Annotated in this window: 13 protein-coding genes; 6 read left to right on the forward strand and 7 right to left on the reverse strand. The window is 35.7% G+C overall.

The window, feature by feature from the left end; all coding sequences use genetic code 11:
- Position 1: 1 nt before the first annotated feature.
- From mlaD to ACQVD9_RS12400, 3 genes are read right to left on the reverse strand one after another with little or no spacing between them, the layout of a single operon-like run.
- Positions 2-544 (reverse strand): outer membrane lipid asymmetry maintenance protein MlaD, encoded by a 543-nt coding sequence (gene mlaD / locus ACQVD9_RS12390; protein ID WP_264746260.1) that lies wholly within the window; start codon positions 542-544, stop codon positions 2-4.
- Complete coding sequence (gene mlaE, locus ACQVD9_RS12395) at positions 544-1,347, reverse strand: lipid asymmetry maintenance ABC transporter permease subunit MlaE (RefSeq protein WP_264746261.1); 804 nt, start codon at positions 1,345-1,347, stop codon at positions 544-546. Before mlaE ends, mlaD begins: the two co-directional genes overlap by 1 nt.
- Positions 1,347-2,156 (reverse strand): ATP-binding cassette domain-containing protein, encoded by an 810-nt coding sequence (locus tag ACQVD9_RS12400; RefSeq protein ID WP_264746262.1) that lies wholly within the window; start codon positions 2,154-2,156, stop codon positions 1,347-1,349. The genes mlaE and ACQVD9_RS12400 overlap by 1 nt, the downstream gene beginning before the upstream one ends.
- A gap of 178 nt (positions 2,157-2,334) precedes the next feature.
- Here ACQVD9_RS12400 and ACQVD9_RS12405 point away from each other — a divergent pair, with 178 nt between their 5' ends.
- From ACQVD9_RS12405 to lptB, 5 genes are read left to right on the forward strand one after another with little or no spacing between them, the layout of a single operon-like run.
- Positions 2,335-3,309, forward strand: a complete 975-nt coding sequence (locus ACQVD9_RS12405) for a KpsF/GutQ family sugar-phosphate isomerase (RefSeq protein ID WP_264746263.1) — start codon at positions 2,335-2,337, stop codon at positions 3,307-3,309.
- Between the two features lie 2 nt (positions 3,310-3,311).
- Positions 3,312-3,833, forward strand: coding sequence for a KdsC family phosphatase (locus ACQVD9_RS12410; RefSeq protein WP_264746264.1), 522 nt, complete (start codon positions 3,312-3,314; stop codon positions 3,831-3,833).
- 3 nt (positions 3,834-3,836) lie between these two features.
- Positions 3,837-4,448, forward strand: coding sequence for an LPS export ABC transporter periplasmic protein LptC (lptC, locus tag ACQVD9_RS12415; RefSeq protein ID WP_264746265.1), 612 nt, complete (start codon positions 3,837-3,839; stop codon positions 4,446-4,448).
- Positions 4,438-4,959: a lipopolysaccharide transport periplasmic protein LptA gene (lptA, locus tag ACQVD9_RS12420; RefSeq protein WP_264746266.1), complete on the forward strand. Its 522-nt coding sequence runs from the start codon at positions 4,438-4,440 to the stop codon at positions 4,957-4,959. Before lptC ends, lptA begins: the two co-directional genes overlap by 11 nt.
- Positions 4,960-4,963: 4 nt before the next feature.
- A complete protein-coding gene (gene lptB / locus ACQVD9_RS12425) occupies positions 4,964-5,689 on the forward strand; it encodes an LPS export ABC transporter ATP-binding protein (RefSeq protein ID WP_264746267.1) in 726 nt (241 codons plus the stop codon).
- A 65-nt stretch (positions 5,690-5,754) separates the two neighbouring features.
- Here the strand turns inward: lptB and cptA are convergent, their stop codons facing one another.
- Positions 5,755-7,554 (reverse strand): phosphoethanolamine transferase CptA, encoded by a 1,800-nt coding sequence (cptA, locus tag ACQVD9_RS12430; protein WP_413774158.1) that lies wholly within the window; start codon positions 7,552-7,554, stop codon positions 5,755-5,757.
- A 537-nt stretch (positions 7,555-8,091) separates the two neighbouring features.
- Positions 8,092-10,956, reverse strand: coding sequence for an FAD-binding and (Fe-S)-binding domain-containing protein (locus tag ACQVD9_RS12435; RefSeq protein ID WP_264746268.1), 2,865 nt, complete (start codon positions 10,954-10,956; stop codon positions 8,092-8,094).
- A 206-nt stretch (positions 10,957-11,162) separates the two neighbouring features.
- Here ACQVD9_RS12435 and ACQVD9_RS12440 point away from each other — a divergent pair, with 206 nt between their 5' ends.
- The gene (locus ACQVD9_RS12440) at positions 11,163-12,386 is read left to right on the forward strand and encodes a hypothetical protein (protein ID WP_264746269.1); all 1,224 of its coding nucleotides are present in this window, start codon (positions 11,163-11,165) and stop codon (positions 12,384-12,386) included.
- A 98-nt stretch (positions 12,387-12,484) separates the two neighbouring features.
- Here ACQVD9_RS12440 and ACQVD9_RS12445 read toward each other — a convergent pair whose 3' ends face one another.
- Positions 12,485-13,777 carry a peptidylprolyl isomerase gene (locus ACQVD9_RS12445; protein WP_413774159.1) on the reverse strand — a complete coding sequence of 431 codons (1,293 nt, stop codon included), beginning with the start codon at positions 13,775-13,777 and terminating at the stop codon, positions 12,485-12,487.
- On the reverse strand, positions 13,758-16,571 hold the full coding sequence (locus ACQVD9_RS12450; RefSeq protein ID WP_264746270.1) for an LPS-assembly protein LptD: 2,814 nt from the start codon (positions 16,569-16,571) through the stop codon (positions 13,758-13,760). Before ACQVD9_RS12450 ends, ACQVD9_RS12445 begins: the two co-directional genes overlap by 20 nt.
- Positions 16,572-16,589: the final 18 nt, after the last annotated feature.

The following is a 16,589-nucleotide window of genomic DNA, read 5'->3' on the forward strand; positions in this document are numbered from 1 at the left end:
ATTAATTAGTAATATTTGGGTTAGTTTTAACTAATTCTTTTAAAGTATCATTCATTGTCTGTAATTGTTTAGCAACCTCTTTACCACTATCATCAGAACCCATAACAAACTTGTTAATTAAGTCTTCTAACACTAGCGTTGATTGCGTATCTTTAATAACAGAACCCTCTTTTAATACTTCTTCTTCACCACCTAAGCTAAAACCCACATACTTTTCACCTAATAGGCCTGCTGTATAAATGATGGCAGTAGAATCTTCAGGTAAATAGTTAACATCACCATTTAACTCCAAAGTTACTTTAGCTTGATACTGTTTAGGCGCCATTTCAATAGCTGTTACTTTACCAATTGTTACGCCAGCAAAAGCAACACGTGAACGCACTTTTAAACCATCCACATTATCAAAATAAGCAGTTACTTTATAAGAACCCTGACCGGTATCTCCTAAAGTTAAACCACTCACTCTAAATGCTAACAAAGCAAGCGCCAATATACCGGCCAATACAAAAAGACCTACGGTAATCTCAAGGGCACGGTTATTCATTAAATCTCTCCAAACATTAATGCTGTTAAAATAAAATCCAATCCTAAAATGGCTAATGATGAATACACCACAGTTTTGGTAGTAGCTCTACTAATACCTACAGAAGTCGCTTCACAAGAATATCCTTGATAAACCGCAATCCATGTAGCAACAAAGGCAAACACCACACCTTTTATCAAGCCATTACAAACATCATAACCAAAACGAACACTGCTTTGCATATTGCCCCAGTAAGAACCATCAAATACTCCTAACCAGTCAACGGCAACCATTGCACCACCCCAAATACCTACCACTACGAAAATAGTAGCTAGTAATGGCATACTAATAAAACCCGCAATTAAACGAGGGGCTATGACATATTTGAGTGGATCAACACCAAAGGTTTCTAAACCTGATAGCTGTTCAGATGCCTTCATATTACCAATTTCTGCCGTTAATGCTGATCCTGCACGGCCAGCAAATAACAACCCAGTAACTACAGGTCCTAATTCACGTAGTAAACTTAAAGCAACCACTTGGCCCACAGCCTCTGCTGAAGCATAGCTAATTAGAATATTATAGCCTTGCAGGGCCATAATCATACCAATAAATAGACCTGAAACAACAATAATAGGCAGTGATAAAACACCCACAAAATAAATCTGTTTCACTAATAATTGAAAATGTTTACCTGGGCCAGGTCGACCTATCAATGACATAGCTAGAAAAATAGCCGCATTACCCAAGCTTGCTATAATATCAATAGCTGATCGTCCTAATAACTGGATGCGACCTAATAAACCTTTACTTGTGCTTTCCATTAATCAGCTCCCAGTAATGCTTTTTGATAATCGTCAGCTGGGAATTGAAAATGAATAGGCCCATCAGGTTCACCCATTATAAACTGGCGAACACGTGGATCATCCATCTGTTTTAACTCCTCAGGTGTACCATGACCTAATACCTGCGCATTGCCTACTACATAAATATAGTCAGCAATACTACAGGTTTCATCAATATCATGGGATACAATAATACTGGTAATACCTAATGCATCATTTAATAACTTAATTAGGCGTACTAGTACACCCATGGCAATTGGATCTTGCCCTGCAAAAGGTTCATCATACAATAGAATTTGTGGATCCATAGCAATAGCGCGTGCTAAAGCCACCCGACGCTTCATCCCACCAGACAATTCATCAGGTGCTAAATTAGCGGCACCTCGTAAACCCACTGCTTGTAACTTCATAAAGACAATGTCTCTAATCATCTGTTCAGGCAAGTCAGTATGAATACGTAAAGGGAAAGCCACATTTTCAAAAACATTCATATCTGTAAAAAGTGCGCCACTTTGAAAGAGCACACCCATTTCTTTACGCAAATCAAATAAGTCACTACGGCTTAGATCAGGAATATTCCTACCGTCAATCATCACTTTTCCCTGATTTGGTAACAGTTGACCACTGATTAAATTTAATAAGGTTGTTTTACCACAACCAGATGGCCCCATAATGGCAGTAATTTTGCCATGGGCAATGGTCATATCAATATCTTTAAAAATATAACGGTCACCACGCTTAAAGGACGTATTTTGTAATTCCACAGCATAGCTGCTATTAGGCGACACTCTATTCTCCTTAAATTATTATTACTTTTTAATGTAATCTAATTAGTGATATCTCTCTATTCTAACCGATAACTCAGAATATAAAATGAATCTACACTAAATTTAATAATATTATTTACGTATAAAAATAATTTATTGCTATAATTATACTTTTAATCATCCAGATTGTAGTTACTAAATGGAAAACAAATTCAACTTTATTGAAACAGCCAAACGCACTATAGAGCTAGAGCTACAAGCTATTAAGTCATTAAAAGAACACATTAATGAGAATTTTGTAACAGCTTGTAAACTCATTTTAGGTGCACAAGGTCGTATTGTTGTATTAGGTATTGGTAAATCTGGGCATATTGGTCGTAAAATTGCTGCCACACTTGCCAGTACAGGTACTCCTGCTTTTTTTGTACATCCTGCTGAAGCCAGTCATGGCGATATGGGCATGATTACTAAACAAGATATTGTATTAGCCATTTCTAACTCTGGCTCAACAGCAGAAATAACTACCCTATTACCACTGATTAAACGCTTAGGCATTACTTTAATTACCATGACAGGTAATGTTAACTCGCCATTAGCACAAGCAGCCAATATAAATCTTGATGTCAGTGTTACCCAAGAGGCATGCCCTCTTAACCTAGCCCCCACTTCCTCTACTACAGCGACTCTCGTATTAGGTGATGCCTTGGCTATTGCCCTTTTAGAGGCTAGAGGCTTTACTGCTGAGGACTTTGCTTTCTCACATCCAGGTGGCGCATTAGGCCGTCGCTTACTATTGAAAGTGTCTGACATCATGCATACAGGTAAAGAGTTACCAAAAGTTTCTCTCACCACCCCACTTAAAGAAGCACTTTTAGAAATGTCACGAGTAGGACTTGGTATTGCACTAGTTGTTGACTCAGCGGACAAACTACTGGGTGTATTTACTGATGGTGACCTAAGAAGAACCCTTGATCGCGATGCAGATATCCGTCATCTCACTATTGAGCAAGTAATGACTGCACGCAGTAAAACAGCTCGTCCTGAAATGCTAGCGGCAGAAGCATTAAAAATCATGGATGACCACAAAATCAGTGTACTTCCTATTGTTAACGAGCAACAAAACCCAATCGGCGTGTTACATATTCATGATCTAACTCGAGCAGGTGTCATTTAAATATGTTACATTTCACTGAACGCGCTAAAAAAATCAAACTCGCTGTGTTTGATGTCGATGGTGTTATGACTGATGGTCGTCTATACTTTCTACCTGATGGCACTGAGTTTAAGACATTTAATACCCTAGATGGTTTAGGTATTAAAATGTTAATGCAAGTGGGAATACAAACCGCTGTAATTACAGGTCGCAGTAGTACTGTTGTAGAAAATCGAGTTAAAAACCTTGGTATCCAACACTATTTTCATGGTCGTGAAGACAAATTGACTGCATTAGATGAATTATTAGCAAAAACCTCATTTAGCTACGAGCAAGTAGCTTATTTAGGTGACGACCTACCAGACCTTCCAGCCATTAGATGTGCGGGCATAGGTATGGCAGTAGCTAATGCCAACAATTTTGTTAAACAACATGCCTTGGCTGTAACTGAAGCGAAAGGTGGTAAAGGAGCTGTTCGTGAATTCTGCGAACGTATATTACTAGCACGAGAGCAATTAGAAACTCTCCAACAACAGTATTTATAAACAATGACTAGAAGCTTTATTTATAAAATCGGTATTTTGCTATTACTTGTAGCATTAGTGGCTATTTTTGAGTATTTTGAAGAAGATACTATAAAAATAGATACAAAATTTATGAATAAACCTACTATTGATTACTTTGCCAATGATGTAAATGTTGTTCAGTATAATGAAAATGGCACTACAGATTATAAAATGACAACAGAGAAACTGACTCATGTTGAAGAAACAGATATTAGCTACTTAACAAATCCTACAGCACATATTTATAAAGAAGCTGCACACCCATGGTTTATTAGAAGCGATAAAGGTGAAGTTGGCCCTAAGGGTGATGAAGTCAAATTAATTAATAATATCAAAGGTACTCAAATTGACGAACAGGGTCAAACCAATACTTTTGAAATTGGACAAGTAAAAAATCAATCTGACCCCATAAAATATGGTCAAGTAATGATCTATCCTGATAAAAAATATGCAGAGTCTAGTGACTACGCTATTGTCACTTCAGCAGATGGTGAATCATCAGGCAATGGGGTTAAAGCTTATTTTGAAACAAATCGAATACAAATTTTGTCTAACGTGAGGACAAAAATAAATAGAGGCCAGAATGCGAATTAAATACCTAATTATATTAGCAGCATTATTAATGGGAACTCAAACAGCATCCTATGCTTTACCCACTGATAGTCAACAACCTATTCATATTCAAGCAGATACTGCTGACTTGGATAATAACAAAGGGGTATTAGTGTATCGTGGTAATGTGATAATTACTCAAGGTAGTATGAAAGTTATGGGACATACTGTCACCATTACTCGTAATAAAGAGGGTGGAATTCAGGTGATGACCTCCCAAGGTAATCCAGCTTACTATGAACAAAAGCCTTCAGCAGATGATCCTGTTATTAAAGCCTATGGCAAAACCATACAATATCAGCTAACTAACAAAAAAGTTATATTGATTGACAATGCTAAAGTAATTCAAAAAAATAATGTGTTTACTGGTGATAAAATTGTTTACGATACAGCACGTAAATTGATTAGTGCAGGCAATAAAACAACCACTACTACTTCCACCAATAAGCCAGGTCGCATTAACATGGTACTTGAACCAGAGAAGAAGAAATAAGCTAATGACTACACTCGCAGCAAGTAACTTAATTAAAACCTATAATGGCCGTAAAGTTGTTAACGGTGTTAGCCTATCTATTGAGAGTGGTCGTATTGTTGGCTTACTCGGCCCTAATGGTGCAGGTAAAACCACGAGTTTCTATATGATAGTTGGTTTAATTCACCCTGAACAAGGCATCATCACTATCGATGGTAAAGATGTAACCAACCTACCTATGCATGGTCGTGCTAAAGCAGGTATTGGTTACCTACCTCAAGAAGCTTCTATTTTCCGTAAACTCACTGTTACTGAAAATATTATGGCTATTTTGGAATTGCGTAAAGATATAACAGCCACACAACGTAACCAAACCTTAGAAAGTTTGTTGAATGAATTTCATATTAATCATATCCGTAACAATACGGGCATGAGCCTTTCAGGTGGTGAAAGACGTCGTGTTGAAATTGCTAGGGCACTAGCGAGTAACCCTAAATTTATATTACTCGATGAACCCTTTGCAGGGGTTGACCCTATTTCTATTAACGATATTAAACAGATTATTTATCATTTAAGAGATAGAGGCATTGGTATCCTGATTACTGACCATAATGTACGTGAAACATTAGATATTTGCGAAAAAGCCTATATTGTGAATGAAGGAAAAATTATTGCCCAAGGCAGTTCTGAAGATATCTTAAATAATCAAATTGTAAAAGATGTATATTTAGGCCAAGAATTCCGCCTTTAATACTGCTTAATCAATACTCAAAAAAGCCAATAAACAAATTATTGGCTTTTTTATTACTCTATCTGTTAATCAACTAACTCTCTTTTAGTCTTTAACTGCCTTTCCTTAGCTATTGCTAACGGATTGCCCATTGTAGATTGTTTAGTATTATCTGGAAATAAAGCATCATAAGACTTTAATTTACCATTAGGATCACCTATCCAGCGAGTTTTAACTGCATAATTAGCATTAACCAAACTGTTCTCAGGTAAATAATTATCATAAGTTAAACCAGCCAAATCAGATAAAGTATGAATTAAATGACTTGAACTATAAGGGCGATTAACCATCGACTGTAAATTCCGTTTATGCTCTTGTTGCCAACTAGGTGATGTCCATACCATAAAAGGAACCGTATACATACCTTTCGTAGGAGCCGCTTCATTACGTCCTAAAATCTTATGCTGAGGATCGCCATAAACCTCTTCCCCATGATCTGATAAATAAACTAAAAAGCCATAAGGATCTGTTGCAGCAAACTTTTTAATTAATGTAGATACCACATAATCATTATAAAGCACTGCATTATCATAACTATTATAAATAGCGACCTGCTTCGCATCTAAATTATCGGGAACAACTTTATCTCTCCCTTCAAATTTACTAAACTCGTCAGGATATCTATATTTATAATTCATATGAGTCCCTAACAAATGAACCACAATAAGCTTTTTAGGTGCAGGGTCATTTAAGACCTTAGCAAAAGGTTCGAAAACCACTTCATCATGTTGCTCTGCATTCTGGCTACGTTGATTATTTAAATAAAACTGCTCATCTGCTATTTGTGAAAACGTAGTAAGCATGGTATTACGTTTTGTCATGGTTTGCTGATTAGTTATCCAAAATGTTTTATAACCTGCTTGCTTCATCAAATTAATAAATGATGGCTCTGTTAAATAACGATAAGGATTTTGCTGATCCCCAAAAGTTAATGCCTGTTGTAACATTTCAATAGTATAAGGACGAGCAGCCACTACATTATTAAAAACTACTAATCCTTTATCTGTTTTTTGTATCTGTTGCAAATTTGGTGTTGTATCACGAGGATAGCCATATAATCCCATATGTAGCCGTGAAGTAGACTCCCCTATCACCAATACAAATGTTCTTGGTGCATCCCCATTCATATCATGCAAATTAGTTAATGGTGGTAAAGACGCGTTATTATCTAATAACTTTTGCATATTAGTTAATTGTTGTTGATATTGATAATAACCAACCGCTAATTGCCAAGGTACTGCTGGCTCCATACGAATAAATGCTTTTTCAGACGCAACAGCTAAAGGTTCTTGCTTTTTTATCATTCTATTAGCAAGCGGATAGCCCATCACACTGATAAATATAAATAAACACACTGTATAAGTTATTAACTGATTAGGAAAATAAATAGCTCGTACTTTACGCCACAATAAAAAACCACCTATGGTATAAGCTATCAATATACTTAATAAAGTTATGCTAAAGTATTGGCTAATATATTCACTTGCTTCTGCTGGATTTGACTCAAACATAATAAAAATTACACTTTGAGAAAACTCCTGCTGATAAATTATGTAATAGCCTAAACTACCTAATGAAGCAGCCCACAATACAATACCAATAACAGCTGCTATTTGTTTGGTGTAATTTGGTATTAATAATAAAGGTATCAACCATAAGGTACTTAAATAGAAGCTATTTCTTAACCCTTCAAAACCTGCTGTACCAGAGAAAAAGATTAGTGACTGTATAACACCAGAAAAATACCAAAAGAATAGCAACGACCAAACAAGTACTTTCCAATCAAATACTTTTTTTGACTCATCAATTTGCTGAACGTAATCCACGCTATACCCAACTTTGTCATACTATAATGGATGCAGAATACAAAACAGCCTGTCAAATTTATGTAAAATAATTGTAGTAACCATGTAAATAGGTTGTATTTTTAATAAATTTATACACTTTTCTTAAAAAATAATATGTTTGTTTAAATTGCTAAAAAACTATCCACAAATTCTGTTGATAACAGTTTAAAAATTCCCTATAGCCTTGCTAACAAGTACCTTTGGCTTAAATTGGCTACTTTTTAAATCATATTTTTCTTCATATTTTTCAACAACTTATATAAATACAAAAATATTTAAAATAACTTGACAAGAAAAGGCTAGATTTTTCAAGCGCTGTGAATAAGTCAAGCTATTTTCTTTGTTTATTGGACTAAAAGCTATAAAAATATTGGCTTAAATCAAGCAAACAACTATCGACTCATAAACAACATTTAATTTATTATTATTCAATAAGTTATAAATAATTCAAGGTCTATTTATTCATAACAATAACCAATCTATTAGTTAACTAATAGATTGGTTAATATTTTTGCTTTAATTATTTGAAACATTTACTTGTTCAGAGATAAATTTAGGTGTTGTAACAGTGTCCACTAAATACACTATACTATGATAGTTAATGCCACTATGCTCACTTAACCCAATTTCACAAGTACGACTATTGGAAACACCTTGCTTACAATGCTTAACAGCATCTTTAAGACGACGCAAAGAATGTGCATTGAGTTCTGGTGTATTAAATCCTTTATCACCCGCAAATCCACAACAATGAATATCTTCAGGAATAACCACTTGTTTTGTAGTACAACTTCTTACAATATCTAAAAATGCTTGATTTTCAGCCAAATGTTGGCTACTACAAGTGATATGTAACGCAATATCTTCTTCTATAGGATGAAATTCTAAACGCTCTAATAAAAACTTATGAATAAATTCTACTGAATCATAAACATTTAGATTAATTCCCCGTGCTTTAACTGCCTCTATCACGTGTAAACTGCAAGAGCTTGTATCCATATAGATTGGATCTTCACCATTACGGCTGGCGACAAGCAAGGCTTCTATTAACTCATTTATTTTTTTGGTAGCTTGCTCGGGATACCCTTTAGACTCAAACGGTTGACCACAGCAAAGATCATTCACCCATTCTGGCAAGACCACTTGATAACCTGCTTTTTGTAAAAGCTGTTTAGTTTTATCCACTAATTGCACTTGATTAATATCTTTAACAGCAGGCCCCATCATCCGAGATACACAAGTAGTAAAGTAAACTACTCGAGGACGATTATCTGTTTGTGGTGGTACAAATCTTAACGGTTCACCTGCTGTAGGCATTGCATTAGACCAACGAGGTATATGATTAAAACTTAACTTACGCAAGCCATGAGTAATTCCTTCCATCATTGGAGTACCCAATATATGCTGTGCTTTAGCAGCTACAGTAAAAGTAAAACGTGCTCCTTTTAATGCAGTTGCAAAATGATTATCTATCCAATTAGCCATTTTGGTATGAGTTACTGTATCAGCACGTAACTTTCTGATTAAGTCGCCTGTATTAATTTCTAATGGACAACGCATACCACATAAACCTGTAGCAGCACATGTTTCAACACCATAATAATGGTACTGTTTTAATAACTCACTAACATCTTCCCCTGCTCGTTTTCTAGCTTGAATATCACGCCAAATTACAATCCGTTGACGTGGAGATAAGGTTAAATCTTTAGCAGGGCAAACAGGTTCACAAAAACCACATTCCATACAACGGTCAACTAACTCATCAGCTGCAGGTAATGGTTTTAAATTTTGTAAATGTATCTCTTTATTTTTAGATAATACAACATCAGGGCTCAGAATGTGTTTAGAGTCAAAAAGCCGTTTAATCTTCCACATTAACTGCCAAGCCTCAGTTCCCCACTCTAACTCAACAAAGGGCGCCATATTACGACCTGTACCATGCTCAGCTTTCAATGCGCCACCAAACTCAACCGCTACTAACTGAGTAACATCATTCATAAATGCTGAATAACGTGCTACTTGCTCTGCATTACTAAAATCTTGGGTAAATACAAAATGCAAATTACCATCTAAGGCATGACCGAATAAAATAGCTTCATCATAATGGTGTTTATCAAACAACTCGATTAAACGATTTGCGCCCTCAGCCAATCGCTCAATAGGGAAAGTAACATCTTCAATAATTACCGTAGTACCTACTTTACGAACGCCTCCTACTGCTGGGAAAGTACCTTTACGGATAGCCCATAACTTGCTATATTCCGCAGGGTTTTGAGTAAAATCTATTTTTTGCTCAGTAGGAAACTGCTTAATAGACTCCATAATTTGCTTTAACTGCTCATTTAATAAGCTAGGACTCACTGCCCGTGACTCTATTAATAAGGCACAAGCATTATCTGATAAGGTTTTTACCCATTCTGGTAAGCCCGGTTTATTTTCTACCGAACGTAAACTACGACGATCAAGCATCTCCACAGCTGAAACTGGCTGTTGTTTTAAAATAGGTACAGCTTTACAGCAAGTTTCAATATCTGGGAACACAATAAAGGCACTGGCCTTAAAAGGATGTTCAGGTACTGTGTTATAAGTAACTGCACTAATAAAACCTAAAATACCTTCAGACCCCACCATAATATGCTTTAAAATATCAATAGGCTCATCATAATCCACCAATGCATTAATAGATAAGCCTGTGGTGTTCTTTAAACGGTATTTATGGCGAATTTTATCCGCCAACTCCGTATTAGCACGAGTATCTTTGGCTAATTGTGCTAACTCTTCTAATAACCAGTTATGAGTTTGTTTAAAAGCTTCTACACTCTCAGGATTTTCGGTATCTAGTACCGTACCATCAGCTAATACAACGCGAATATCTTGAATCGTACTATAACTATTCTGAGCAGTACCACAACACATACCACTGGCATTATTGGCTAAAATACCACCTATTTTACAGGTATCAATAGAGGCTGGATCAGGCCCTATTTTTTGACCATAAGGCAATAACCATTTATTGGCCTGCGCACCTATCACTCCCGGCTGTAAACGAATCTGTAAACCATCATTACGGATATCCTTACCATTCCAACTATCACCTAATACCAATAACACAGAGTCAGTAGAAGCTTGTCCAGATAAACTAGTGCCCGCAGCCCTAAAAGTAACTGCAACTTGCTCTTTATAAGCAGCCTTTAAAATAGCTACTATCTCTTCCTCACTTTCAACACGAATTACTAACTTGGGGATTAAGCGGTAAAAGCTAGCATCTGTTCCATAAGCCAAAGTAGTCATCGGATCTGTAAAACGACGACTTTCTGGTATCAATAAATTAACAGCATGGAGGAAATTATTTGGCAAATTAGTCACGGTGTGCACAGTCATAGTAAAACCTATTTGTTTTGTCCATTCAGGCAATAATAAATTATTATAAAAAATACAAACTATTATATAACGGTTCTGTTCATATCATTAAAAATCTATATTTAAATAGATTTCTATCATCATTTATAGGCAAATATTACAAAATATCAATAAATCTATTAGAATACTATTCTACTAAAAACTAACTAATTATAAGAAGAGACTTTATGGATCAAAGCAGTTATGGCAAAAAGATTTTATCAATATTATTTATAATCACTATTGCACTGCAAGCAGCAAGTGTATTTTTACAAGGTACTTATAATATTATTATTCTAGCAGCATGTTTAATAATAGGTTTTCTTATTTGGCGATTTCTAACTGATAAACATACACAACAATTTATAGAATTAGAAGTGACTGAACGTGCTTCCCATTTAATTGGTGCTTTACAACAGGCTATTGCTCAAAAAGTATTAGAAGAACCATTATTAGCATCCCAAAATACCAATCCTCGTCAACTTAATACAAGATTACATATCTCCTCACTGTACTTACTACTCTGTATTGTTGGTATTCGCCAATCAAAAGGTAAAGCAAACTATACATCTAGCAAACAATTTAATAACTTACTAGAACATACAACACCTACCTTACAAAAAGTATATCTCACACGTGGCACTAAGAAAGAACGAATTCCTGAATTAACTAAAAATAATTATCAACAGATAAAACAATTAATTACTAGTTATTGTAACTATACCAAAAAATACAATAGTGACCCAACCTTACCTATCCAAGCATGGTTTGAAGAAAAAAGCCGTATTAATTTATCAGACCAATCCTATATTTTCAGAAATTTAAGCGAGCATGCTGTTGATGAAACTGAAATACAGTTAATAAGGGAACTATGTCGCCCTAAAAAACATACTAAAGTACTTGAAAAAATTAGAGATAAGACAGAAACATTTATGGGGCTTATCAACCAATCTAAACGATCTGTTTTACAACAACAGGGCAATGAGATATTAGACTACCACTATATTGAGCAATACCTATCTGCTTTTCTATTAATTTTTGGCTTAATTATTATTAAAGAATCTAATGGTAATGCTAGCTATATGCAGGGTATTGAATACCAGGCCTTAAAAAATAAAGCCTCAACAATTATTAAGTCAATGATTTTAAATAGCCGTCATTTAGGTGTAGAGTCATTAGATCAAAAACAAATTGAAGAACTTATTGGCTTTATGGATAAACAATTGCCTTCTGTAGAAATGGCCTGTTTAGATTATTTCAAAGCAGCCCAAGGACAAATGCAAACACCTGAAATATACCTTCTGGAATGGTTTAAAACAACCACTAATACCAGTTTAACAGGCAAAACTAATCTACCCTTTACATTAAATCAGTATGTACAACAAATTCTATCAATAGATTCAAAAGAATAAATAGCAAATTAATTTGAATTAGACAAAAATAAGGTATTTAGACAAAAAAACTAGCGATAACAAAGCATCGCTAGTTTTTTAGATTAGAACAAATAGAACTATAGTTTTGTTTCCACATAAGCTTCATCACGAAGCTGTTGTAGCCAAATTTGTAATTCCTGATCATATTTACGACCATAAAGAATATTCATGGCTTGTTGTTTACGGTATTCTGCACTGTTATCTGTAGAACGACGACCTTCTACTTGTAGGATATGCCATCCGTAACGACTTTTAAATGGTTGTGATATCTGACCTACAGGCAACTCATCCATTACCTTACGGAACTCAGGTACTAATGTACTAGGATCAATCCAATTTAAACTTCCCCCCCGGTGTGCAGAACCAGGATCATCCGAGAAGCTTTTAGCCAACTGAGCAAAATCTTCCCCAGCCATAATACGTTGATATAAACGATCAGCTAATTTTTTAGTGTCTTCTTCACTACGTATTTGACTTGGCTTTAATAAAATATGGCGAACACTGGTCTCATCTTGTAAATGAGCTGCTCCACCTCTTTTATCCATTACTTTTAAGATGATTAAACCACCTGGTGTACTGACAGGCTGTGTAAAATCACCTACTTTCAAACCATGTATTAACTGGTCAAATGGTGGTGGTAATTGTGCTGCTTGACGCCAACCAATTTCTCCACCCTCTAGCGCTTTATCACCACTAGAGCTAGTCATCGCTAACTTAGCAAAATCAGCACCATTTTCTAACTGTCGATAAATATCAGTAGCTTTTTGTTCTGCTTTTTGGATTTCAGCATAAGAACTTCCCTGAGATACAGGAACTAAAATACTGGCTAAATAATATTCTTCTGATAATTGAGCTTTACCTATTTCAGAATTTAAAAAGTTTTTAACTTCCTGATCAGTAATACGTATTTTCTCACCAATCACTCGTTGCCGCACACGATTAATAAGAATTTCTCGACGAATCTGATCTCTTAAGGCAGTCAACGATAATCCTTCATTTTGTAAAACCTTTTTAAACTGATCCATGTTTAAGTTATTACGTTTTGCCACATCAGCAACCGCTTGATTAACTTCTTCATCATCAGCTGTAATACCATAACGGTTAGCCAATTGAATTTGTAAATCCTCAACAATCAATCTATCTAGTACTTGTTTTACCAAAACATCCTGTGGTGGCAAATCACCACCACGCTTAGATACAGTCTGAACAACCTCTTCTACCCTACTATCTAATTGACTTTTCATGATGACATCATCATCAACAATAGCAATTACACGGTCTAAACTTTTTACTTGTGCAGAGGTGAACCCAGAAAAAACTACTAATACTGAGAATAATACCAGCCAAAAATTAGAAACTTTGATCTTCACGTTTACGATAACCCTCAATACCTTTATCTAGGAAACCATTAGCACCGCTGCCATAAACATTACCTAACCCTTTAAACACTATTTGGAAGAAAATGCCTCGATCAGATGTACTATTAGTACGACTTAGAATACTCTCATCATATTTTTGCCAATAACGTCCCACTACACGGAACTGCCAACAACAACTATCATACTCAATACCACCAAATGAGTCCAAAGTACGATTACGGTTATAGTCATATTGCCAGCGTCCAATTAAACTCCAGCGCGGAATAATTGGCCAGATAAAAGATGTATCAGCTTGTTTTATCTTATAGTAATCTTTAATAGTATCATTTCGCCAAGCACCATACTGATAATAATGACGAGTCATATCACCAGACTGCTGCCACTTACTTGTCCACCAATTATAAGCTACATTATCATCACGATAACGGAAACCTATATTAAATATCTTATTAAGATTACTTTCTGGTTGATAATGTAACATCACACTACCAGACTCTGTCTTACTATCTTCAGGACTCCAGTTGTAATCTGCTGATAATCGCCAATCACGATTGAAACGATACAAATATTGTAAAGCAATGGGCGATGTATCATTAGTAGCTAAGTTTCTTTGCCGCCAATCAATACCTGGCATTTGCACTTTACGGTCTTTAAAGTAATAAGCTTGCCCAACACTTACACGTTGACGCTCAAAACCATTATCTTCTAACAAGCGGCTCGTTAAGCCTAAAGAGACTTGATTAGTATCACCTATGCGATCACGTCCTGAGAAACGATTCGTTCTAAATAAGCTATCATAGCCAAATGGAGTTTCTGATGTATCAAAAATAGGGATATCATTTTGTTTTTCATAAGGTACATAGAGATACATAGCACGTGGTTCTAAAGTTTGTTTAAAGTTAGTACCAAACCAATTTACCTTACGATCAAAATATAAACCTGAATCTACTTTATAAATGGCTACCCCACGATCAACACTATTCTTAAAGCGTTGTCCTTCTGCTAACATTTGTTGTTTACCTTTATGATCCAAATCTAAATCATAATTGGTATAAGCATATTGCACAGAAGGTGTAATGTAACCCCAAGAAGCTTTCATTGGTAAGCTAACTTCAGGTGCCACATAAGCACGATTACCATTTGCCCTCATCAATCCTTGAATTAAATAATCTGGATGATAAGTCATGTATTGCAAATCAGGATCGGATTGATAGTTAAAATTATCATAGGTTTTATTTTCTAAGTCACGATCAAAACGTACATACTCAGCATCATAATCAAAGTTTAAACCACCCGGAGTAAAGGGTAACTTACCTGTTAAAGTTAACTGAGGTAAACGATCATAGGCTGTAATGCTACTTATTGTAGCCATTTGGTAAGCATGCACATTAATAGCAGCAGTAAAACTATCGCCACGATAAGTTAATTTACCTTTTTGATTCACATAAGCCTGGCTATTTACCCCATTACTATTAATATCCAAATCTTCAAAGTAGAAAGGATCACTAATACGAGTAAAATCTACCTCTGCTAACCAACGTGAATTCATACCTGTTGTATTTTGCCAGCTATACATCCAACGATTACGCGTATCCTCACCATAAACTTTACGGTCTTCATCAATATCACCATTATCATTCAAATAAGCAGCAGCAAATTGCCCTTGACTGCTTTCTGTTAAATAACGAAACTCACCTTCCATCAATAAACCACGTTTAGTCATTAGTTGTGGATAAAGGGTAAAGTCATAATTAGGCGCTAAATTAACATAATAAGGTGCTAATAACGTGAAACCATTGTCGCCGCTGGAACTAAAGCTAGGCATTAAAAAACCGGTTTGACGACGTTTATCAATAGGGAATGAAATATAGGGCGAATACATTACCGGAATATCTTTTACCCTTAAGGTAGCATTAGTGGCTGTACCACGGCCTGTGTCACGATTTAAAACAACATTATTACCACGAATTGTCCAAGTATTATCACTTGGCTCACACCGTGTAAAAGTACCATCTTTTAAGCGAATCAGACCATCAGAACTACGCTTGATATAACGAGCATTACCACGATAATGGGTTTGATGTACCACAAATTCTGCATTTTCAACCTGCGCTTCACCTTCTGACAACTTAACTTCAGCGCTATCGCCAACAACTAATGCACCAACATCACGTAACTTAACATTACCAGACAAGGTACCAATATTATCAAGACGGGATAAATCGGCTTGGTCTGCTTCTATTTGCAAAGAACCTTGTTGTAGAACCACATCTCCTGCCAAAGTGCCCACTTGATTTTCTTGATTATAACTTGAGGTATTAGCAGCAATATAAGTGGGTGCCTCATCTATAGGAGTCTTATCATTCATGCCCACACGATTTGGTTCAATATAACTACCTTCACAATACATACCGATTTCAGCAAGTTGTGCAGGTGTTAATTGATCTCTTGGTACCCAGTCAAGATGGCTATAGTCTTCACTACGACTAGTTAAGACACGTCCTTTATTTTCAGTTGCTAAAGGTGTTGTTGCCTTAGTAGTTTTTTTACCATCTGCTTTAGCTACAGTTACAGTAGGGTCTACAGAAGTAGTAGGACGTGGTGGCAAACTGGCGGAACGTTCAGCTGTAGAACAATCCCATCCACCAGATGCAGAAGGACGGCAAGCAAACTGATTATTATCAGCAAAAGTAACTGGTGCAAAGGCCAAAGGCTGCAATAACAAAAAGCTGCCAGTTACTAACAAAGGTATTTTTTTGTGAAAAACGGTAGTTTTAACTGCCATCTTAAAATAATCCAAAAT

The sequence above is a fragment of the Entomomonas sp. E7T21 genome, from assembly GCF_058693955.1.

What these genes read in the sequence shown, in the direction of transcription:
- mlaD (WP_264746260.1), bottom strand. Translation starts at nt 544, where the DNA reads ATGAATAACCGTGCCCTTGAGATTACCGTAGGTCTTTTTGTATTGGCC.
- mlaE (WP_264746261.1), bottom strand. Translation starts at nt 1,347, where the DNA reads ATGGAAAGCACAAGTAAAGGTTTATTAGGTCGCATCCAGTTATTAGGA.
- ACQVD9_RS12405 (WP_264746263.1), top strand. Translation starts at nt 2,335, where the DNA reads ATGGAAAACAAATTCAACTTTATTGAAACAGCCAAACGCACTATAGAG.
- ACQVD9_RS12410 (WP_264746264.1), top strand. Translation starts at nt 3,312, where the DNA reads ATGTTACATTTCACTGAACGCGCTAAAAAAATCAAACTCGCTGTGTTT.
- lptC (WP_264746265.1), top strand. Translation starts at nt 3,837, where the DNA reads ATGACTAGAAGCTTTATTTATAAAATCGGTATTTTGCTATTACTTGTA.
- lptA (WP_264746266.1), top strand. Translation starts at nt 4,438, where the DNA reads ATGCGAATTAAATACCTAATTATATTAGCAGCATTATTAATGGGAACT.
- lptB (WP_264746267.1), top strand. Translation starts at nt 4,964, where the DNA reads ATGACTACACTCGCAGCAAGTAACTTAATTAAAACCTATAATGGCCGT.
- ACQVD9_RS12435 (WP_264746268.1), bottom strand. Translation starts at nt 10,956, where the DNA reads ATGACTGTGCACACCGTGACTAATTTGCCAAATAATTTCCTCCATGCT.
- ACQVD9_RS12440 (WP_264746269.1), top strand. Translation starts at nt 11,163, where the DNA reads ATGGATCAAAGCAGTTATGGCAAAAAGATTTTATCAATATTATTTATA.
- ACQVD9_RS12450 (WP_264746270.1), bottom strand. Translation starts at nt 16,571, where the DNA reads ATGGCAGTTAAAACTACCGTTTTTCACAAAAAAATACCTTTGTTAGTA.